15 protein-coding genes and 2 pseudogenes are annotated in these 20,603 nt (G+C 68.6%); 9 read left to right on the top strand and 8 right to left on the bottom strand.

The window, feature by feature from the left end; translation table 11 throughout:
* Positions 1-706: 706 nt before the first annotated feature.
* Positions 707-2,098, bottom strand: coding sequence for an IS1380 family transposase (locus OG507_RS28355; protein ID WP_327366649.1), 1,392 nt, complete (start codon positions 2,096-2,098; stop codon positions 707-709).
* Between the two features lie 252 nt (positions 2,099-2,350).
* Here OG507_RS28355 and OG507_RS28350 point away from each other — a divergent pair, with 252 nt between their 5' ends.
* The 9 genes and pseudogenes from OG507_RS28350 to OG507_RS28310 all read left to right on the top strand — a co-directional run bounded on the left by OG507_RS28350 (position 2,351) and on the right by OG507_RS28310 (position 9,717).
* Positions 2,351-2,716, top strand: coding sequence for a hypothetical protein (locus OG507_RS28350; RefSeq protein WP_327369980.1), 366 nt, complete (start codon positions 2,351-2,353; stop codon positions 2,714-2,716).
* Between the two features lie 136 nt (positions 2,717-2,852).
* The gene (locus OG507_RS28345) at positions 2,853-3,173 is read left to right on the top strand and encodes a hypothetical protein (RefSeq protein ID WP_327369979.1); all 321 of its coding nucleotides are present in this window, start codon (positions 2,853-2,855) and stop codon (positions 3,171-3,173) included.
* Between the two features lie 356 nt (positions 3,174-3,529).
* Positions 3,530-4,372, top strand: a pseudogene (locus tag OG507_RS28340) (IS5 family transposase).
* 182 nt (positions 4,373-4,554) lie between these two features.
* The gene (locus OG507_RS28335) at positions 4,555-5,274 is read left to right on the top strand and encodes a response regulator transcription factor (protein WP_327369978.1); all 720 of its coding nucleotides are present in this window, start codon (positions 4,555-4,557) and stop codon (positions 5,272-5,274) included.
* Positions 5,271-6,020 (top strand): sensor histidine kinase, encoded by a 750-nt coding sequence (locus tag OG507_RS28330; protein ID WP_327369977.1) that lies wholly within the window; start codon positions 5,271-5,273, stop codon positions 6,018-6,020. Before OG507_RS28335 ends, OG507_RS28330 begins: the two co-directional genes overlap by 4 nt.
* A gap of 88 nt (positions 6,021-6,108) precedes the next feature.
* The gene (locus OG507_RS28325; protein ID WP_327372131.1) at positions 6,109-7,353 is read left to right on the top strand and encodes a cytochrome P450; all 1,245 of its coding nucleotides are present in this window, start codon (positions 6,109-6,111) and stop codon (positions 7,351-7,353) included.
* 23 nt (positions 7,354-7,376) lie between these two features.
* Positions 7,377-7,574 (top strand): ferredoxin, encoded by a 198-nt coding sequence (locus tag OG507_RS28320; RefSeq protein ID WP_327372130.1) that lies wholly within the window; start codon positions 7,377-7,379, stop codon positions 7,572-7,574.
* Positions 7,571-8,755 (top strand): NAD(P)/FAD-dependent oxidoreductase, encoded by a 1,185-nt coding sequence (locus OG507_RS28315; RefSeq protein WP_327369976.1) that lies wholly within the window; start codon positions 7,571-7,573, stop codon positions 8,753-8,755. Before OG507_RS28320 ends, OG507_RS28315 begins: the two co-directional genes overlap by 4 nt.
* Positions 8,756-9,114: 359 nt before the next feature.
* Positions 9,115-9,717, top strand: coding sequence for a DinB family protein (locus OG507_RS28310; protein WP_327369975.1), 603 nt, complete (start codon positions 9,115-9,117; stop codon positions 9,715-9,717).
* 7 nt (positions 9,718-9,724) lie between these two features.
* Here OG507_RS28310 and OG507_RS28305 read toward each other — a convergent pair.
* From OG507_RS28305 to OG507_RS28275, 7 genes and pseudogenes are all read right to left on the bottom strand, one after another.
* Positions 9,725-9,889 (bottom strand): annotated as a pseudogene (locus OG507_RS28305) (IS5/IS1182 family transposase); the annotation flags it as partial.
* 289 nt (positions 9,890-10,178) lie between these two features.
* On the bottom strand, positions 10,179-17,129 hold the full coding sequence (locus OG507_RS28300; RefSeq protein WP_327369974.1) for a glycoside hydrolase domain-containing protein: 6,951 nt from the start codon (positions 17,127-17,129) through the stop codon (positions 10,179-10,181).
* Between the two features lie 294 nt (positions 17,130-17,423).
* Positions 17,424-18,797, bottom strand: a complete 1,374-nt coding sequence (locus OG507_RS28295; RefSeq protein ID WP_327369973.1) for an MFS transporter — start codon at positions 18,795-18,797, stop codon at positions 17,424-17,426.
* Entirely contained in the window at positions 18,794-19,438 is a 645-nt protein-coding gene (locus OG507_RS28290; protein WP_327369972.1) for an ArsR/SmtB family transcription factor, read from the bottom strand. Before OG507_RS28290 ends, OG507_RS28295 begins: the two co-directional genes overlap by 4 nt.
* 168 nt (positions 19,439-19,606) lie before the next feature.
* Positions 19,607-19,978, bottom strand: coding sequence for a hypothetical protein (locus OG507_RS28285; protein ID WP_327369971.1), 372 nt, complete (start codon positions 19,976-19,978; stop codon positions 19,607-19,609).
* Complete coding sequence (locus OG507_RS28280; protein ID WP_327369970.1) at positions 19,975-20,259, bottom strand: DUF7848 domain-containing protein; 285 nt, start codon at positions 20,257-20,259, stop codon at positions 19,975-19,977. The genes OG507_RS28285 and OG507_RS28280 overlap by 4 nt, the downstream gene beginning before the upstream one ends.
* Positions 20,256-20,480 carry a hypothetical protein gene (locus tag OG507_RS28275; RefSeq protein ID WP_327369969.1) on the bottom strand — a complete coding sequence of 75 codons (225 nt, stop codon included), beginning with the start codon at positions 20,478-20,480 and terminating at the stop codon, positions 20,256-20,258. The genes OG507_RS28280 and OG507_RS28275 overlap by 4 nt, the downstream gene beginning before the upstream one ends.
* Positions 20,481-20,603: the final 123 nt, after the last annotated feature.

Raw genomic sequence — 20,603 nt, 5'->3', positions numbered from 1 at the left:
CTTCGCCCCCGGCCTCGGTGCGATGAAGGCGTCGGGGTCGACCTTCTGATTCCAGCTGCCGAACGACAACCGCTTCGCCAGGGGGCACGCTCCTGAGCCGGGGTGCAGGAGTCTGGGACGGTGCGGCGACCGCCTGCCACTTCATGGACCCCAGCCATCCCGCGGAGCCGCCGATCGACTCGCCCCAGCACTCGTGATCTCCTGGACGACCGCCACCAGTTGCCCATTTCGCGCCGTACACAGTCTCGTCGGTCCCACACGTCGGGGCACACCGTTGCTGGGGAGCCGAACCAACACCCCAACCCTCCGCACTCCGCGGTGCCCCGCGCCTTCCCTGTGAGCCACGGATCCGACGGACCTGTAGGCGGCTTCTCGTGGTCCCAGCAGTAGCGGCAGTCGAGCTCAAAAAGGTCACGGCTGTAAACCGGAGGCGGTCTCGTCCGCCGACTTGCACGTATTCCCGTATGTGCGGCGGCCGTTCCTTGTGGGGCAAACGACCGGCACACTCAGCCCGGATCCACCGGCTGATGTTTCCGAGGTCCGATTTCTCGCCGAGGGCTGATGGTGGTGTGGGGCTTGGGTTCGAGGGCGGGCGGCGCCCGCCGCGCTCGGGTCGCGGCCTGTCCGAGGTGTTTTGCGAGTCGGGGCTGGGGCGGTGGTGCCGGTGGCCGGTGCGGCCGTCAGGGTGCGGTGTCGATGGAGGCCGTCAGGGTGTCGACGGTGGGTGATGGACGGCCTCGAACAAGTCCTGGTAGGCGGCCTGCCAGGGCCAGTTGGCGGGCAGGTGGGCGGTCAGCTTGGTCCTCGCGGTGCGGGCGAGTCGGGCGGGGACGTGGATCAGGTGGGCGCGGAGTGTGGCGGTGGTGGCCTTGGCGTGGAAGGCCGAGGCCAGGGCGCCGGCGGCCCGCAGCAGGTTGTGCGACATGGCCCACAGGATCAGCCAGGCGGCGTTCGCCTGGAAGTTTCCCGAGGGCAGGTGGGCGAGCGCGGAGGACTTCCCGTCCGCGATCGCCTGTTCCACGACAGCGTGTTGCCGGTGGTGCAGTTCGGCCTGAAGCATGCCGAAGGGGCTGTTGGTGAAGATGGGATGGTAGCGCCAGGAGTCGAACAACTCGCCCTGCCCGGTGGCTGCTTGCGGGTTCAGGCGTCGCACCCGTCGCACGATCAGACGGGCGGTGACCTGCTCGGCCTTCTTGCGTCCGGTGAACGCGGTGTACTCGGTCTCGGCGACCTCGGCGTCGGAGACCATCTCGCCGGTGTCGGGATCCACGAACGCCTCGGGGTAGCGGATCGGGATCCAGGCGTCCTCGGTGATGCGGCCGATCGCGGCGGCGATGGAGGGGTTCATGCCCGTGGTGAGGGAGAAGTGGGCACCGGACCTGTGGCAGGCGGCGGCCACATCGGCGGTGTAGAACTTGCTGTCCGCCCGCACCATCCGGATTCCGGTTCCGCCCGCGTCCTTCGCGATGGCCAGGGCCTGGGCGACGAAGCTTTTCGCGCCGCGGACGTCGGCGGCCTTGCCGCGGCGCAGGCGGACCGCACCGATCACCGGCCGGGCGAGCGGGGTGGACAGGGTGGCCATGATCGGGTGCAGGGTGCGCTGCCCCTTCAGGCGCCCGTGCTCGGCGCCTTGCTTGGCCCGTCCGTAGACCCGGCGGTGGGTGGGGTCGATGTCGATGAACATCAGCTGCCCGGCGCCGGGCAGCAGCGGGGTACGGGTCGCGAGGCGGGCCAGGAATTCCCGGTGCACACGGTGGAGTTGCCGGTTGTGGCCGTGGGTGAAGGAGCGCAGGAAGGTGCCCAGCGTGGACGGGGCGCGTATCCCGGCGAAGGCCCGGTCCATTGCGCCGTGCCGCAGCCGGTCGGCATCATCGATGGAGTCGGCCCCCGAGCACATCGCGCCCAGCAGCGACATCACCTTGGCCGCCGGATGGGCGCCGCCGCTGTTGTCGGCCGCCTCGATGCGGACCTGGGCGGCCAGACCGGGCAGGCCGACCCGTTCGGCGAGCGCGATCAGCGGAAGCAGCCCCGCATCCGCGATCAGATTCGGCTCGTCGAAGAGTGCGGAGACATGGACGGCGGCATGGGAAGATTGCATCTCGGAAGAGCCTTGTCATCGTGCGTGCTGGAAGCCTCAAGAACTCCCATCATCGCAGGTCACAAGGCTCTTCCTCGTTCCCGGAGAAGTTGTCCACAGAGGTCAGCCGGTGGATCCGGGCTCAGCGACCGGGCCGGGCTACTGTGCCCGTCGTACGGGGCTGAACACCGGCCGTGGCGGGCGCGCATGACCTCACTTTCGGACGCGCCCAATTCAAGCAGCTCCTTCTTGGAGCGGTCATCGGGAGATTTCATGGCGATCACGAAGAACACCGTAAGGAAAGCCCGTCGCGGTGCGGGCAGCGTCGCGCTTTCCTTGACCACCGTCGCCGGCTCGCTGCTCGGCTTCTTCGCGGTGTCGGCGGGGACTGCCCAGGCGGTGCCGACCAGTTGCAGCTGGACGTTCGAAGACGGCGGCAGCTACTGGACGTGGGCGCAAGTGAAGTGCCTCGGCGGATCGGGCTACTACCGTGCCTGGGTCAAGTGCCCCAGCACCGGCGGTTACGTCTACAAGTACGGGCCCACCGTGTCGCCGGGACACGCGTCGAAGGCTGACTGCGGTTCCGCGTTCGGGGTTGATTACGGCAAGAACGTCTACACCTACCCGCCGGGTGTGTGACGGTCGCACGAGTTGCCGAAAGGTATGCCGGAATCGATCCGACGGGCGTTTCAAGAGCCGAAGCGCAAAAGAAAAAAGCCCCTTGGCGGTGGGCGCCACGGGGCTGGAAACACGCATTCGACTTGAAGGAAACGAGATGCGCACCGACAGCACAGTAGTGAAGTCGGTCAGAACCCTGAGGAACAAGCTCACCGCGGTCGCCGTCCTCGCCGCCACCGCCACGCTCGGCCTGGCGACGGCGCCCTCCGCCTCGGCGAATGACCCGCTCGAGAACCCCGGCATCACGGTCATGGCAGGCTGTGCCGACGCCCGGGCCCAGGTGCAGATCGGCGGGAAGACCACGACCACCGCCGGCATCCACTGGACGTTGACCGACACCAACGGGGCCGACGGCACAAGCGCACCTCTCCCGTGGCAGCTGTTCAGGTCATCCGTGTGGCTGAACGCAGCCCCTTGACACGCGGCGTTGTCGCGGCGAGCGCGGGGCACGGTGGCACCGATTCAATGCCGGCACACCTGACGGTGTACTACCACTCCGTGACCTGATCTCCACCCTTCCCGCAAGTTTCGATGAGACTCCGTGTTGCGGCATGTCGGTTGCATCGGGCTTTTCGAGGGCGGCCTTACTCAGGTGTTCGCGAGGGGCCGACAGGGGGCCGCTCGTCGGAGCAGAAGGTGTTGATCATGCAACAGCCCAACTCAAGTCACTTAGAGGTCGCGCAGATGGGCGCGCTGGCAGTACCCCGGCAGCAGTACGGGCACAGGTCCTGGTGATCATGGAGTTGCGACGCTCTGTGATCACTGAGGAGACCTGTGCCCGCGCTGCCATCATGGCTCACCGAACCGCTCTGGGACCAATTCGCGGCCCTGCTGCCCGAGCGGCCGAAGTACCACCCGGACCATCCGCTCGGCTGCCACCGCCCGCGGATCAGCGACCGGATCATCTTCGACAAGCTCCTGCAACTGCTGCGCTTCGGCTGTTCTGACGAGGCGATCGCCGACACAACGTGCTCGGCCACCACGATCCGCAACCGCCGCGACGAGTGGATCCGACTCGGCGTCTTCGCCCGGCTCAAGCAGATCGCGCTGGAGTCCTACGACCGGATCGTCGGCCTCGTCCTCGACCAGATCGCCGTCGACGGCTCCATCACCAAGGCTCCCGGAGGCGGCGAGGTCGCCGGACGCTCACCAGCCGACCGCGGCAAACAGGGCCTGAAACGCTCAGGCATGACGGACGGATACGGCATTCCGCTGGGCCGTGTCCTGGCCGGCGCCAACCGCCACGACTCACCCCTACTCGCACCGACCCTCGACCGCCTGGACGACCTGGGACCGTTACCCGACGGCATCACCGTGCACCTGGACGCCGGCTACGACTCGGACAAGACCCGCGCCCTACTCAACGAACGCGGCCTGCACGGCCGCATCGCACACACGGGCGAAAAGGCGCCCATCCAGGCCGGTCAGAGGTGGCACGTTGAACGCACCCACGCCTGACAGAACGCCTTCCACCGGCTCGCCCGCTGCTACGAGCGGCGCGCCACCGTCATCGACGCCTTCTTCGGCCTCGCCGACACCATCATCACCGTGCGCAGCCTGATCCGACGAGCATGGACGACCCACCGCTGGGACGAACGCCCGAACCGCCGACCATGACCGCACGCCTATCCGCGCGACCTCTTAGACACCACAATGATCACGAAGCCCGTGCCTGCTCTGCTATGCACCCCAACCGGTCACAACCCGACCAGCCGCACTACCCCGGAACTTGCAACCACCCTGGAGGCCGTGCGCCCTCGTACCGTCGGTTCGCGTAGTGTCATGGTGTGTGCAGGAACGTGAGCGAGAAGCTAGCGCCGGCCCGTGGCAACGGGCAGCAAATCCTGGTCGTCGATGACGAATCGAGAATTGCCGAACTCCTCTCGACCACACTTGAGCTGGCCGGTTACCGCGTCAGTACCGCGGCCACCGGTGGGGAAGGACTCGATCGGATATTGCGGGAGCCGCCTGACCTGGTGATCCTCGATGTGATGCTGCCTGACCTCGACGGCTTCGCGGTGTGCCGTCGCTTGGTCGCGGCCGACGAGCACCATCCGCCAGTTCTTTTCCTCACCGCCTGTCACTCAATGGACTCGCTGGTCACCGGCCTCCGTATCGGCGGCAACGACTACGTCACCAAGCCGTTCCGGATCGCCGAGGTGCTCGCCCGGGTACAGGCACTGCTACGCACCCACGAAAGGCGGCGAGAGGAGTCCCCGCGTTATGAGGATCTGGTGCTTCACGACACGACCCGTCAAGCCTCGCGCGGCCCTCACGCGCTCAAGCTCACCCCTGCGGAGTTCCGGCTGCTGCGCTACCTACTGGTCAACACGGGGCGAGTACTGTCGAAAGAGCAGATTGCCAGCCATCTGTGGATGGCATACCACAAACCGTATGGAGACAACGCTGTCGAGAAGCTGATCTCCCGTCTCCGCCACAAGGTCGACGCCAGTGGGCCTGCCCTGATACATACCCGTCGTGGCTTCGGCTACTGGCTCGGCAGGCGCACCGCCGAATGAGCATGGATGAGAGTCCTGAGGAGGAGATCCGCCCGGACGGCCGAGGCCTCGGCGACGAAAGCCGTCAGCCGTTGGAGGTGTTGATGCATGAACTGCGCACCTCCCTGACCACCATTCGCGGCTGGGCCGATTTGCCGCTGCAAGACCTCAGCGATGAACCGGAACTGATGGTGCGCGCCCTGCGCCGCATCCGTGACGAGGCCGACCACATGCACCAAGCGGTCCAGAACGTGTTTCCCCGTCGGCACTCCTTCTGGCCGCGGCCGCTGGACCCGAAGCCAATGAATCTCGGCGACCTGGCCGACGAGGTAGTAGCGGATCTGAGGCTGGCCCACCCCGAACGTCTCATAACCCGTGAGACCTTCGGTCGGACGGTCATCGTCGCCGACAGGCGCATGCTGCGGCACGCCGTCCGCAACCTGCTGGGCAACGCGCTCCGGCATACCCCGGCCGGAAGCCCGGTGACCGTAACGGTGCGCGGACCGTCGGCCGACGCCGCGGGAAGGTCGCTCGTCTCGCTGTCGGTTCGCGACCAGGGTGCCGGTTTGAGTCCGCGTGACATCGCGCGGCTTACCGCCCCGCGGTCGGAGTACGACCGACTCGAGTTGAACGGCGGTCTTGGTCTCTCCATTGTGCGCTTGGTGGTCGACCTGCACGGCGGCGAGTTGAGCGCGGAAAGTGAACTGGGCCGAGGCACCGTGGTCACGATGGCGGTCCCCACTGTCAGCGTTCCGTCAGATACCTGACCGCTGGCAGTCAGGGAGAGCGGGTTCACTGCTCATGACATTCCCCGCACGTGAAGACTCACGCTTTGCATCCCCCACCGAGGACGCCATGACTGACACGTTGACACAGCCCCCAGCCGGGGGGGAAGGACCGCTCCCGGAGTTTCCGATGCCCCGGTCGGCCGGATGTCCCTTCGCCCCTCCTCCGGCCGCAAGCGCACTGCGCAGCGAGCAGCCGGTCGCACGAGTGAAACTGTGGGACGGGAGCACCCCCTGGCTGGTGACCCGGTACACGGACCAACGCTCCCTGCTCGCCGACCCACGGGTCAGCGCCGACGCCACGTTGCCGGGATTCCCGCACGTGAGCCCGGGCCTTCGCGAGGTCGCCGCACATCGCCGGTCCTTCCTCACCATGGATGACCCCGAGCACGCTCGGATCCGCCGGATGGTCACCGGTCCGTTCGCCGTCAAGCGGGTCGAGGCGCTGCGGCCCGACATCCAAAAGATCACGGACGACCTGATCGACACCATGCTGGTCGGGCCGGCCCCGGTCGACCTAGTGCGCGCACTCGCGCTGCCTTTGCCGTCGCTGGTGATCTGCCGACTGCTCGGGGTGCCGTATGAGGACCACGACTTCTTCCAGCAGAACAGCTCGATCATGGTCAATAACACGTCCTCCGTCGAGGACGTGTCGAACGCCAACGCGGCGCTGACCGAATATCTGGATAATCTGGTCACGGCAAGAATTTCCGACCCCGGTGACGACTTGCTCTCCGAGCTGGCCGTAAGGATCAAGGCTGGAGAGCTGACCTCGCGGGAGGCCGCCACCATAGGCGTACTCCTCCTGATCGCTGGCCATGAGACCACCGCCAACATGATCGCCCTCGGCACCGTGGCCCTGCTGGAGAACCCCGACCAGCTTGCAGCTCTGCGGGAGACGAATGACCCGAAGGCGGTCGCCAAATCCGTTGAGGAACTACTGCGTTACCTGACCGTCGTGCACAACGGCCGGCGCCGGGTCGCGCTTGAGGACATCAAGATCGGCGGCGAGACGATTCACGCCGGGGACGGAATCATCGCCTTCACCGGCACCGGCAATTGGGACGCTGAAATCTTTTCCGAGCCGGAGCGGCTCGACATCGGCCGCGACGCTCGTCGCCACATCGCGTTCGGCTTCGGCGTCCACCAGTGCCTGGGCCAGCCACTCGCCCGGGTGGAACTGCAGGTGGTCTACAGCACGCTCTACCGCCGCATCCCCAGCCTGCGGTTGGCGACCGCCGTGGAGGAGCTGTCGTTCCGGCATGACGGTGCGGTCTACAGCGTGCGCGAGCTGCCGGTTACCTGGACATCATGAGCGACAAGGGCAAAGAAGTCACTATGCGTGTGGAAGTCGATGTACCCAAGTGCGTGGCATCGGGCCAGTGCGTGATGATCGCGCCCGACGTGTTCGACCAACGGGAGGATGATGGCCTGGTCATCCTGCTGGACGACCGGCCCGCGTCCGAATTCCACGCCGACGTACGTGAGTCTTCGGTGGTCTGCCCGGCAGCGGCGATACGGGTGATCGAGAAGTGAGACACGTGGTGGTGGTCGGTGCTTCCGCCGCCGGACTGGCGGCGGTGGAGACGTTGCGTCGTGAGGGATACGCCGGCACGATCACACTCATCGGCGATGAGCCGCACCCCCCGTACGACCGGCCGCCGCTGTCGAAGCAGATACTCAGCGGGCAGTGGAACCCTGACCGGATGCCGCTGCGCCCGCTCGCCGATCTGGACGCGCTCGACATCGATCTGCTGCTCGGGACCGCCGCGACCGAACTCGACCTTGCAGGACGCACGGTCGCGCTGTCCGATGGGGCGCGGGTGCCGTACGACGGTCTGATCATCGCCACTGGCGTCCGCCCGCGCCGGCTGCCCGGCGCGGGCGCGACAGGTACGCATGTGCTGCGCACCCTGGATGATGCCCTCGTTCTGAGGGGTCGGCTGGGTCCTGGGAGGCGACTGGTGGTGGTCGGTTCCGGGTTCCTGGGCACCGAGGTGGCCGCCGTCGCCCGCGAGCTCGGTACCGAGGTGACGCTGCTAGAACCGGCGCGGGTGCCACTGGCCTCCGCGGTGGGCGAGCGGATCGGGCGGGTGCTGAGCCGGGTCCACCAGAACCACGGGGTCGATCTGCGCACCGGCGTCACGGTGGCTGAGGTGGCCGACGGTGGTGTGTGGCTGGCTGACGGTACGTTCATCAAGGCTGACGAGGTGCTGGTCGCGATCGGCTCGGTGCCGAATACCGCCTGGCTCGAGGACAGTGGCCTCAGTTTGAGCGACGGTCTGGTATGCGACGAGTACAGCGCCGCCGCGCCCGGTGTGTACGGGGCAGGAGATGTGGCCCGCTGGCACAATCCGCTGTTTGGCACAGCAATGCGGATAGAGCACCGAACCAACGCCACCGAGCAGGGTATGGCAGCGGCCCGCAACCTCCTCCATCCGGACGCGCAAAAGCCGTTCGCCCCGATACCGTACTTCTGGTCGGACCAGTACGACCTCCGGCTCCAGGCGCATGGTTATCTTCGCGGGCACGAGGAGGTCGCGGTCGTGGAAGGTGACCTGGAGGAACACAAGTTCCTGGCCATCTATCGATCCGGGGACCGGGTCGTCGGTGCGCTGGGCGTCGGGATGCCGCCGAAGGCGATGCGTACGTGGCGGCAGAAGGTCGCGACGCAGGCCGCATGGCGGGACACGGCACGAGAGCCGACAGGAGCGTAGTCGGCGGATTGGCGCCGGTCACCGCCCAGCGGTGACCGGCGCGGTCTTGTCCAGTAACCGCCTCTGGTTGACGGTGCGTCCGGTGTTCAGAGTGGCGGAGCGCAGGTGGGCTGCCGGGCCGGTCTCCGATCCGCGGGCGGGCCTTGCCGTCCACGGCCAGGTGTCGACTTCCCACGGGGGCACATTGAGGTTCCCCCTGCCGGCCGGACAGCTTGATACTGGGACGGATGGTCCAGGAGGAAGCAGTCACAGGTCCACCAGTAGGCGGTGAGTTGTGGCTAAGCGGCTTCGGTCAGGTTCATCGACGAGTGCTGGTCACAGGTTGAGCCCGTCAGCAGCGCATGACAGGCTCGTGCCCCATGATTGATGACTTCGCGAAGGGCTACCTGCACAGCGACCTGCGAGAGATTCGCAAGGCGATGCTCTGGAAGCTCGACGGGCTCGGCGAGTACGACATCCGCCGCCCCCTGACCTCGACGGGCACCAACCTTCTCGGCCTGGTCAAGCACCTGTCGATTTTGGAGTCCAGATACTTCGGTGAGGTCTTCGACCGGCCGTTCCCTGAGCCTCTGCCCCGGTGGGACGATGCCGGGGATCGCAATGCCGACATGTGGGCGACCGGGCACGAGACGCGCGGCGAGATCGTCGACCGTTACCGTCGCGCCTGGGAGCACTCAGACGCAACGATCACCGCCCTCGCCATCGACTCTCCCGGCCACGTGCCCTGGTGGCCACGCCCCAACGTGAAGCTGTTCAACATCTTGGTCCATATGCTCACCGAGACCAGCCGGCACGCTGGACACGCCGACATCCTGCGCGAACAACTCGACGGCTCGACTGGGACAACAGCCGAATACGCGACTGATCAGCGCGACGCAGCCTTGTGGGATGCCCACCGAGCGACGATCGAGCGAGCTGCCAAAACTGCCGCCGAGAAGGACCAGCACTTGACTTCGTCGTAGCCGCTTGGCGGATGCGGGGGCCGGCGGGCCGGGTGTCCCAGCGGTGGGTGTACCAGGCCCTGCGGATGAGGCTGCGGACGGTGATGATGGCGGTGGCCAGTTGAAGGAAGAACCCGGTGCAGGCGCAGCGGCGTTCGGTGTTGCGGCGGAGTCTGCCGAAGTTGTTCATCCACTGTCGGTCAAGTACAAGGAGACGGCGCGGGGCGGGCTCGCGGTGAACATCATCGAGTGCTAGGAAAATAGGCCCTGACCAGCGCGTCCGTAACTTTCAGCGCTGTCGGGGCCTTCCTTGCCCACGCGGCGGAATCTCCCCGTGCCGCACTGTCCTTAGGCGTCCGTGACGCCGACGGCCCCTCCGGGTGAACAGTACGTTCACCCGGAGGGGCCGGCCGGCGGCGGTGCACCTCTTGAGGGTCAGCGGGATCCTGCCGCGGCCCCCCGGGGCACGGCTGGTCCGGCGGTCACATCGTGCCCCGCACTCCGGGGATCCACATGGGCTCCGCCCACTTTGTCGCGGAAAGAGGCCGCCACAGACCGGATGCTCCGGCGCTGCGGTCACCGTCGTTGCCGCCGGCCGCGACCGGCCGGTCATCGCGGTCCGTACGCTGGAACCCGACCGTGTAGGTCCGGGTGACCGAGCCGTTGGCCGAGGTCACCTTGATGGTGCGGGTGGTGAACCGGTGCCCGGTCGACGAGAGGATCGGACTGCCGTCGGTGACCTTCACCCGCGCGCCGGACTGGGCCGGTGCGGCGGAGAGGGCCGGGATCTTCTTGTTCTTCGGCCAGTCGACGACGTACGTGGACACGTCCGGATCGAACCCGTCGATCGCGACACCCCCCACGGTGATCGAGGCGGCGTCGGCGACACTGGCCTTGGTGGCGTCCGCGAAGTTCGTCACCGTGACCGACCCGTCGGCGTTGACGACCACGTGCGCCGCCATCGCGGCCGCCAGGTTGATCCGCTGCCAGCTCGCTCCGCCGTCCGCGGTGAGGTCGAGCGGGTACCCGGAGTCCGTCGCGGTCTGCTCAAGGATCTGGGTGCGCTGCTCGGTGGTGAGGTCCGGGAAGGCCGTGATCAGCAGGGCCGCCGCGTCGGACGGCGTCTTGAAGGTCTGCCCGGCCTTCCCGACCTGGGAGAACCCGTAGGTCAGGCGGCGCGTGTACAGGTCGATGTGCTGCGCCGTGCTCAGGCCGGCGTAGGAGTCGCCCTCACAGGCCGCGAGCGTGTCGCCGTATCCCTCCTTCTCGCACTGCGCGAGCAGCACGTTCTCCATTTCGGTGTGGGCCTGCATCAGCAGTTTCCCGAAGTCGGGGTCCGCCCACCGGTGTGCCACGGTGGCCTGTCCGGTGATGCGGCCGCCCATGACGTCGAGCGGGTAGTGGAACCCGAGGACGATGCGGTTGTCCCCGTACTCCGAGGTGCGCGCGAGGATCGACGGTGCCAGCTCCGGCAGAAGCGTGGCGAGGATGGTCCCGGCCTCGTAGCCGCCGTAGGTGTGGCCGCTGGGGTACGAGCCGCTGGTGGTGAGGCTGCCGTAGGAGCCGTCCTGCGACTCGTAGATGTTGCCGCCGTCACCGACGAACCCGAGCCGCACGTACGGGCGCTGGTAGCCGTAGTGGTTCTTCGCCGCGTCGCCCTTGTCGAGGTTCTTCGTGACGCGGGAGAACAGTGCGCTGGTCTTCGGCAGTCGGCCCCCGTTCAGGGCGTCGCTGTAGATCTTGCCGAGCCGGGAGCCCAGGCCGTCGGCCATCGTGACGGTGGAGCTGTTCGTCGCGTCGACCTCGGCCCGGTCCACCTCCTTCTGCGTCGCCGCGTTGTTGATGCGCACGGCGATCCGGTCGTTCTCAGCGGTGAGCGCGGTGCCGTGGGGCACCTTGGTGTCGGCGCCGAGGATGTCGGAGTCGAGGTCCTCGAAGCCGTTGAGCAGGTCGTAGATGTAGTCGGTCCCGTCTCCGGTTCCCGGCCACTTGTCGGACGCGTAGGTCGCGTTGAGCGTGTCAGCCGGGAAGGGGGACGGCTCGTACGCCGGGTCGGAGGCGTCCGCCGAGGCGGTCGCCGAGGTGGTGGCCGGGACGGTCGCGGCGGAGTCGTCCGAGGTTCCGGCCAGGGTGACCGCAGTGACGGTGGCCGTGTGCGCCCTGGTCTTGCCCGTGGTCGTCAGCAGCGCCGTGTCCGTCGTGGCGGGAACGTGCGCGGTGGTTCCGTCGCCGAGGGCCACGGTGTAGCCGATGACCGGGAATCCGCCGTCGCCGGCCGCCCGCCAGGTCACGCGGACCTGCTTGCCGTCGGTGATCACACCCGTCACGGCCGGCTTCTGCGGCTTGCCGCCGCCGGTGACCACGGGTGCCGTGGCTGCACTCTGCCGGGAGGTGCCGACGGCGTTCACCGCCTGGACGCGTGCCGTGTACGACCTGCCCGACCGCAGCCAGGTGAAGGTGGTGCTCCGGCTGTCCGGATCCTCGATCTTGATCTGGTGGCCGTCGCTGAGGGTGATCCTGTAGCCGGTGACCGGCGAGCCGCCGGTGTCCGCGGGTGCGGACCAGGCGACGGTCACGCTCGTGCCGGACGACGTCGCCGACACCGCGTCAGGCGCGGCCGGAACCGTCCTGGGCTTCGTGACGAGCGCGGACATGGCGTGGCGCAGGGCGTCGTACCGCGCGGTCAGAGTCCCGTCCGTGGCCGTGTCGTCCGCGACCGCGGTCCTCGCCGCGGCGAGTGCCGCGGTGAACGCCTTCCACGACGCGTCCGTGTAGCGCGCGTTGTCGAGGGCCGACGCGGTCGCGACCAGGTCCTCCAGTCGCAGCCTCGGCACCGGGATCAGCTGCTTGGCGGCGAGGGTGAGGCTGCGCGTCTGTGTGTCGACTTCGAGCTGGGTCGCGTCGTCGGCGTCGACGAGGGCGCGCGCGGCCGCGAGTTCGCGACTGTACACACCGAAGTCGATCGCGTCGTAGCGCTCCGCGTCGCCGGAGAGTCCCTCGTGCTGGTCGATCGCCTTCCGCAGGGCGGACTTGTCCGTGACGGCGGGCGTGTCGACGTGGTTGAAGGTGATCCGGCCCAGGTTCGCGACGTACGGGTGCGAGGAGTCCGGGTTCGTCGTCAGCCGCAGGTGGACGGCGTGTGTGCCGGTGATCGCCTTGGGCAGCGTCAGGCTCGTCGTCCCTCCTGACGACCACGCGCTGCCCGTGACCGGCAGCGGCACGGTCGCGTACGGCGTGCCCGGGTTGGCCGCGTCGAAGGCATCCAGGTAGAGCTGGACGGCGGAACCGGTGCCGCAGCGGGCGGAGTTGTTGGCGTAGGTGATCGTGACGGTGCTCTTCGGGGAGCCGCCGAAGTCGATGTCCCCGTAGTCGAGCCAGGCTCCGTCGTAGGTGCCGCCGAGGTCGGTGGTGGAACCCGCGCCCGGCCAGCCGACCGGCTCGCTCTTGAGCCCGCCGCCGCTGTGGGAACGGAACGCGGTGGCGTCGAACGCCACGGGGGCGTCGGCGGTCTGCGTCAGGGCCAGCGAGTAGACGTTGCCCACGTAGGGCTGGGAGGCCGTCTGCGTGCTGGAGACGAACGCGGCGTACACGTCCTGGACGCCGGTGAAGACGCTCGGGTCGAGGTGCACGCTCGTGGTGGCGATGGTTCCCCAGCCCGATCCGCTGTAGTCGAGCGGGATGTCGACGTTCTTCGCGCCGTCCTTCGAGCCGAGGTGCAGCTCGATGTGCGAGTCCGACGCGGCCCGCGACTGGGGCTTGTCATAGCGGACGGTGACGGTGTCGGCGCCGCTCTGAAGGTTCGTGTCCTTCCACTGCGCCCACGCGCCGTTCGTCACGTTCTCGAAGATGCCGTTGCCGAGGTTGAGCGGCAGCGAGCCGTTGCCGGTCGTGGTGCTGTTCACCGCGGTCAGCGTGGCGAGCGTGGTCGAGGGGGACGAGGAGACCTCGTACGGCGAGAACTGGTGCCAGTCGAAGTTCGACACCCACTGCTGGCCGGACGGGGCGTGGAACACGAACGTCGCGCTCGACGCGGCCAGCAGGGCGTCCGGGTCGGTGACGGCCGCCTGCACCGTGGAGTAGTACTGCCAGCCGCCGGTTCCGGGGAGCTGGACGGTGGCGACGACGGGGCCGTCGGCGGCGCCGGCGTGGATGTCGACGCTGCTCGGCTTCGCGTTCGTCGCCTGCGAGTTCGCGTAGCGGACCGAGATGCTCCGCGGGGCGACCCCGCCGAAGTCCAGCTTGGTGAACCGCTCCCACGACCCCTCGGTGACGCCGCCGAGGTTGCCGTCGGAGTTGTTCCGCTCGCTGACGAGGCTGGGGCCCTCCTTCTGGTCGGGGTCCTCGGCCTGCAGGACGGCGTAGCCGCCCTCGTCGATGGTGAGCGCGTCGATCGCGGAGTGCAGCGCGTCGTCCGCGGCCATGATCGTGCCCGTCGCGGAGGTGGTGTCCGCGAGGACGGTCCGCGCGCGTTCGAGCGCCGACCGGAACAAACTCCAGGAGCCGTCGGAGTAGTTGCCGCTGCGCACCAGGGACGCCTGGTCGACGAGTGCGCCGAGGGCCTTGCGATGCACGGCGGCGGCGGAGATGACGAGCGGGTCGGTCGGGGATATCCCGGTGCCGCGCACCGTCGAGGCGCGCACGCCGTGGGCGAAGGCGGCGTCGTGGAACGTGATGCCGAAGCGCGCGTCGACCTTCGCGGTGCCGGTGAGCGACAGCGTCGCCGTGCGCGAGCCGCTGACGCGGAGGTCCGCCGTGACACCGCCCGGCAGGCCGGTCACGGTCGCCGCCCCGGTCTTGGTGAGGCTCGTTCCCTTGCGGGCGGCGAACGACGCCGGTCCGTCCAGGGTCAGCTTCACACTGCCGTCGACGGTGCCGTCCGCGGCGGTGTCGACGGTGCCCGGGTGGGCGGAAACGACGGTGTCGCCCTTGCCCGTTCCCGTGCCGCCGTCACCCGTGTCGCCCGAGTCGGTGCTCAGCGAGTACGCGGGCTTCGTGTGGGCGCCCCACTGGGAGGGCTTGGAGCCCATGGTGAAGTCCAGCGTTCCGCCGGAGATGATCTGGGAGTAGTCGAGCCAGGTGTTGTTGAACCGCGAGCCGTTGAGGGTCGCGCTCTGCACGTAGTAGTTGCTCGGCGACACGCCGTCGGCCTTCACCGTGAACCGGGTGCCGTTGGCGTAGGTGATCGTCGTGGAGTCGAAGAACGGGCTGCCGATCTGGAACTGGCTGGAACCGGCGGTCACCGGGAACAGGCCCAGGGCGGCGGCGACGAACATGGTCGACATGGTGCCGGCGTCGTTGTCCATGGTCGGCAGGAAGCCGTTCGGGGAGAGCTTGTAGACCTGGGTCTTGACGGGCGGGGTGAACTGGCCGCCGGAGCTGGGGGCCTCGTTCGTGGAGCCCGTCGCGATGTAGCGGTTCCAGGTCGTGCCGGTGTAGATGGCACGCACCCACTTCTGCGTCAGGCTCGGCTCACCGACGTAGTTGAAGAGGTACGGGGCCTGCAGATCGATCTCGTTCGCGTTGGAGTGCAGCATGGTCGAGCCGTCGTCGACGCCGGAGTCCTCGCCGAACATGTGCTTGATCGCGGCCTTGCCGGCCTTCTGGCCGCCCATGGCCTCGATGAGGCCGTCCATGTCGTACGCGTCGTACCAGTGGTACTGCCAGAGCGTGCCCTGGTAGAGGCCGGCCGCCTCGAACTTCTCGTAGTCGGCGCTCTGCCAGTCGCCGCCCGCGGCGCGCGGGGTGAGCAGACCCACCTCGGTGCCGTCGGCCGCGGTCCAGGCGCCGGACTTCACGAGGTTGTCGATCGCCATGGTCGACTGGGCGCGCAGCTTCTTCGCGTCAGCCTCCTTGCCGAGCGCGTCGGCGATGACGGACAGCGCCCACTGGTCGTAGCCGCGCTGGACGGTCGTACCGGGATCGCCCGTGACGTAGCCCTGCCGCAGCTGCGCCCCCGTGTAGTACCCGGAGTACGACAGCAGCGCCGGGTACGCCTCGTCGAGCCGGTCGAAGTTCTTGTAGCCCTTCGACAGCGCGTCGGCGACCAGCACGGCCGAACGCTCCCAGCGCACGGTCGGGACCGAGTGGGTGAGACTGCCCAGGCTCTTGCCCGAGGTGCGCGCGTCGGCGAAGAGCACGATCAGCGACTGGATCATGTCCCGGTAGGTGGCCGGGTCGATGTACGCCTCGACGGAGTACTTGCGGAAGTCGTCCCAGGTGGACCAGCCGTCGTAGTACGTGAAGCCGTTCGCCTTGTGCACCGCCCCGTCGGCGCCGCGGTACGTTCCGCTGGTGCTGGTGGCGTTCACCGGCAGCGCGTACATGCGGTACAGGTGCGTGTAGAACTCCTTGGTGAGCGTCGACCCGGGGTCGGACTTCGCCGAGGTACGCACGGCGACGGCGCCGAGCGCGCTGTTCCAGGCCGCCTTCGTCTGCGCGCGCGCCTGGTCGAAGGTGAGGTCGCCCACCTCGTTGTGCTGGTCGGTCGTGGCCTGCTCGGCGCTGATCGGCGACAGCGTGATGCGCAGTTCGATGTCGTCGCCTGCGGACTTGTCGAACCCGAGGACGGCGCCGGTGTCGGACCCGTCCTGCGCGGTCGCGTCGCTCAGCTTGCCGTCGTTGCCCCAGCTCTTCAGGGAGGTCACCGGGACGTTCGTGGTGGCGTCGTAATACAGCTGGTACGAGGCGCCGTTGAACGACCCCGCGATGAGCCCGGTGATCGAGGTGGTCCCGTCCGGGAGCGTTGTCGCCTTCATGGTCGAGCGGGTGCGGCTGGTGAAGTTGTTCGCCAGGTCGAGGACGAGCTCGGGGTCCGACCCGGAGGGGAAGCTGTACCGCTGCAACGCCGTACGCGTCGTCGCGGTCGTCTCGGCCTTGATGGTGCCCGGGTCCTGCTTCACCGACGACCCGGTTCCGGAGACGGCGCCGAGTCCCACCTGGTAGTAGCCGGGCGTCGCGGTCTCGTCGTCGTGGCTGTAGTTGTGCGCGTACGTGCTGGGGGCGGGGCGCTTGTCGTACTGCACGGAGGTCGGGACGACGAGCAGGTCGCCACCGCCTCCCGAGCCGCCGACGCCGTCGAGGTTCGTCGCGGTGAACCCGGCGATCTGGTCCTCGTTGTAGTCGTACCCGGTGTGGTTGCGGTTCGGCGTGGTCAGCGGGTTGACCTTGGCGAGGCTGTGGGGTGCCTGTGCGCCCGGCAGGTCGTTGCCGTCGTCACCGGCGGTCGACACGAACGGGTCGACGAGCTTGGTGTAGTCCGTGCCGCCGGATGTTCCTGCGGACCCCGCCGACGTGGTCGCGACGGGCACTGCTGCGGCCGCGCCGCCACCCGCCAGCGCGGTGAGGCCGAGCGCCCCGGTGAGCAGCGCGGCGACCGTCGCGCGCAGTGGCCGGCGACGCCGGCGGGCGGTTCTCGGAAGGTCCTCGCGGGGCAAGGGGGGATGGGATCTGATGGACACGTAACCTCTCCAGCGTCGCGATACGCACGCACGACCCAGCGGAAGACAACGTTGTCAACCCCCAACTGGGCGTGCACCGGGGCGAGACGGCAGTGGACGCACGGGATCGCACCCACCGCGTTCACGACCGTCCGCGATTAAACACGGAGAAAGCGCACAACGGGCAAATAAAATTCATACAGTACGCGCGCGGGCCGGAACGGTGCTCCTCAAGTTCTTGAGCGCATCGACTTTCTGACACCGTTTTCTACGGGATTGTCGGCCCCGGTACTACTGACCGTCATCTGATTGACGGGGGTCGGAGCCGACGGTGCTCGGGAAGGACGGCACGGTGTGCGGCTGGGCGGTTGCCGCCGGAGTGGGGGGTGTGGGCCCGCTTCGGTGGACCCACAGGAGTGCTCCTGCCAGGAGCGCGGTGCCTCCCAGCAGCCAGGGCAGCGGGCCCGGCGGGAGGACGCCGACGATCAAGCCGGTGAGAGCCCCTACCAGTTGCAGGGCAAGCGACTGGACGGACAGCGCGGTGGCCCGGCCCGCGCCGGCGACACGGCGGTGCAGGATGTCGTTCTCACTCGGTCCCGCCGCGCCGAGCCCGAGGTAGACCAGGCCGTAGGCGGTGGCCGCGAGGACCATGGAGCCCACTCCTGTGAAAGCAGCGGTCGTGCCGAGCAGAAGCAGGCCGCTCGCGCTGATGCCGAGGCTCACCAGGACCGCGCGCTCGCCGCTGCCCGCGAGCCGGGCGGTCAGCGGTGCGAGGTGGCTGCCGATACCCGAGCAGATGAATCCGGCGCAGGCGAGTGCGGCGAAGAGCACCGCCCCCGACTCCGATGCGCCCGTGAGGGCCGCGGCACGGCCCGGCGTGAGCAGTTCGATCGTGGCCAGGGCGCTGCCGGCGGCCCCTGCGCTGAGGAACACCCGGCGGACCAGCGCATCGCGGCCACCCAGGCGCAGCCCGCCTGCGACGGTCGCCGGGACGCCTCGGAGTACGTCGCGCAAGGTGGCCGCCGGCCGGGGCGGCTCCCGCAGAGCGGTCAAGACGTACAGCACGAAGGCGACCTCGACCGCTGCGCCCAGCAGCAGCGGGACGGAAAGGGGCAGCACCAGTCCGGAGGTGGCTTCGCCCAGCCGGGCGCCGAGGTCGGGGCCGAGTCCGAGCAGCCAGGGAAGGGCGCCGCCGAGCAGGGTGCCCGCGGCGAGCGCGGCGGATGTCGCGGAGGAGCCTCGGGCCAGGCCGGTGCGCAGTTCGGCGCCGGGGCCGGAGTGTGCGTGGACGGTGTCGACGTACCAGGCTTCGGCCGGTCCGCTGGACAGGGCGCGGGCCGTACCCATCAGCGCCATGCCCAGGCCGAGCAGCCAGGGAGTAGTGCCCAGGCCCTGAAGGGTTATGGCAGCCAGGTTCAGCAGGCCGGCGGCGGCCAGGACAACGCGGCGTCCCAGCACGTCGGACAGTCCTCCGGTGGGCAGTTCCAGCGCTGCGGCGGTGAGGGAGTGCGCGGCGAAGAAGCCCGCGATGGCCGCCATGGTCATGCCGCGCTCGGTGAACAGCAGGATCAAGGGGGCGATGGTCAGTCCCACAGGCAGCCAGAAGAGCACGCAGACCGTGACGTAGCGGCGGCGTGCGGTGGGTATGTCCAGCGCCCTGGTCATGAGGCGCTCTCGGCATCCGTCTCCGCAGGGGCGGACGTGTCCGGCTCCGCGCCGGGGTCGCGCGGTGCCAGGGGCAGCCCGGCGGTGAGGAACACGACCTGCGCCGCGCGCGGATCCTCTGCGTCGCGGGTGGTCAGCTCCTCCAGCTTCCGGTCGATCACCTCCCAGAGTTCGGAAAGCGACTCGGGGGTCAGACGCGGCATCAGGTCGCTGATCCCGGACGGCTCCACCCACTCCTGGCCCAGCCGCCCTGCGGTGATGTCGGCCTCGTGCCGGACCAGGGATGCCTCCAGGTGCTCGATCTGGGCCCTGCGCGACAGGCCGACCCAGGCGCGGCTTCCCGGCGCGGCCTCCATTGCCGTGTTGTTCCAGGACGTCACGGCGTGCACCGCCTGCCAGCGGCGCTCCCGCCCGTCACGGTGCTCGGCCTCGGCGATGAACGCGTACTTCGCCAGGACCCGCAGGTGATAACTGGTCGAAGCGGACGACTCCCCGGTCCTGACCGCGAGTTCGCTCGCGGTGGCCGGGCCGTCCTGCCGCAGCATCCCGAGCAGCCGGATACGCAGAGGGTGCGTAAGGGCCTTCAGGGCTGCCGCGTCCCGCTCAGGATCGAGTACGCGTCTCTGTTCTTCGCTGACCATGGCAGGAGGCTAGATCCCCCAGAGCCTTTCCAAAAGTATTTTTGCAGAATTTCTTCGGGAAAGTTGGCCGGCAGACCCCGTAGCCGTCAGTCGGTCCGCGGCCCGGGTGACGTTCACCTGGCCAGGAATGTGTGGGGGCGGTCCTGTCAGCCGTGTCCGGCCGGGCTTTCACAGATAGAGCTGTTGCTCACAGACGCGGCAGTGGGTCTTGCCGTCGCGGTTCTCGGTCTGCCGGTGTTCGCACGCCTCGTTCTTGTTCCTGGCCCTGGCCTTCTGCCTGGTCTGCGTCCCGGCGGGTGCGTCCCTGGCGTGCGACTGGGTGCGCACCATGTGGTCGAGTTCCGCGACGCACGAGCCGCACGCGTACAGGTCGCCCGTCGCGCCCGGGGTGTGCACGGAACCTATCCACAGCACGCGCACGCCCTCGCGGCGGCAGTACAGCCAACAGGCCCCCGTCACCCACGCGTTGCCGTCATCCGTCCGAGCGACCAGCGGCCACGCGTCGCGCCACGGGCGTTCGACGGCCGGAGCGAAGTTCACACCGTGCCCCCGCCCGCCCGCACCGGCTCGGTCGGCTCACCTGTCTCCGCCGTCGGCCGCATGACCGCGTAATCGCGGAAGTCGCGGTGGTAGCGCCGGTGTCGGGTCTCCTGGGTGTGCCGACGCTGCCACTCCTCGACCGGCGCCGGATGGCTGTACGTGCCGGAGCGCGCGCCACACTCGGTTTCGTCGCCGGACACACAGCGGGCCTCGTACTCCGGCTCCGCCGTCGCGTCCTGCTCGATGGTGAACGGTACGTAGCGGAACACGCGCCGGGTCACCGCGCCGCTCCCTTCTCGATGACCGCCGCCAGCGCACAGGCCACGGGCGCGGAGCACTCACCGAGGGTCACCAGGGCGTACTCGGAGCCTTCGGTGCGCGACACGGGGCGGACGTCCAGCGCGGGGAGCTGGATGCCCGCCCGCCGGAGCGCCGCACCGAGCACGTCGCGGGCCTCCTCGGCTTCGTTGATCTTCCTGACCGCTCGCCGCTGCGTCGTCATGAGTTCGGCTCCGTTTCGCCCAACACCGGTGTGAGATGTGGGGGCTTGGATTACTGTGCGTGTTCCGGGCATTACGAGAATGGACCCGGAACGGGGAACGGACACCACCGGCACGCTCTACTT

The organism is Streptomyces sp. NBC_01217, assembly GCF_035994185.1.
Taxonomy (GTDB): domain Bacteria; phylum Actinomycetota; class Actinomycetes; order Streptomycetales; family Streptomycetaceae; genus Streptomyces.
This window is presented reverse-complemented; position numbering and strand designations above follow the sequence as displayed.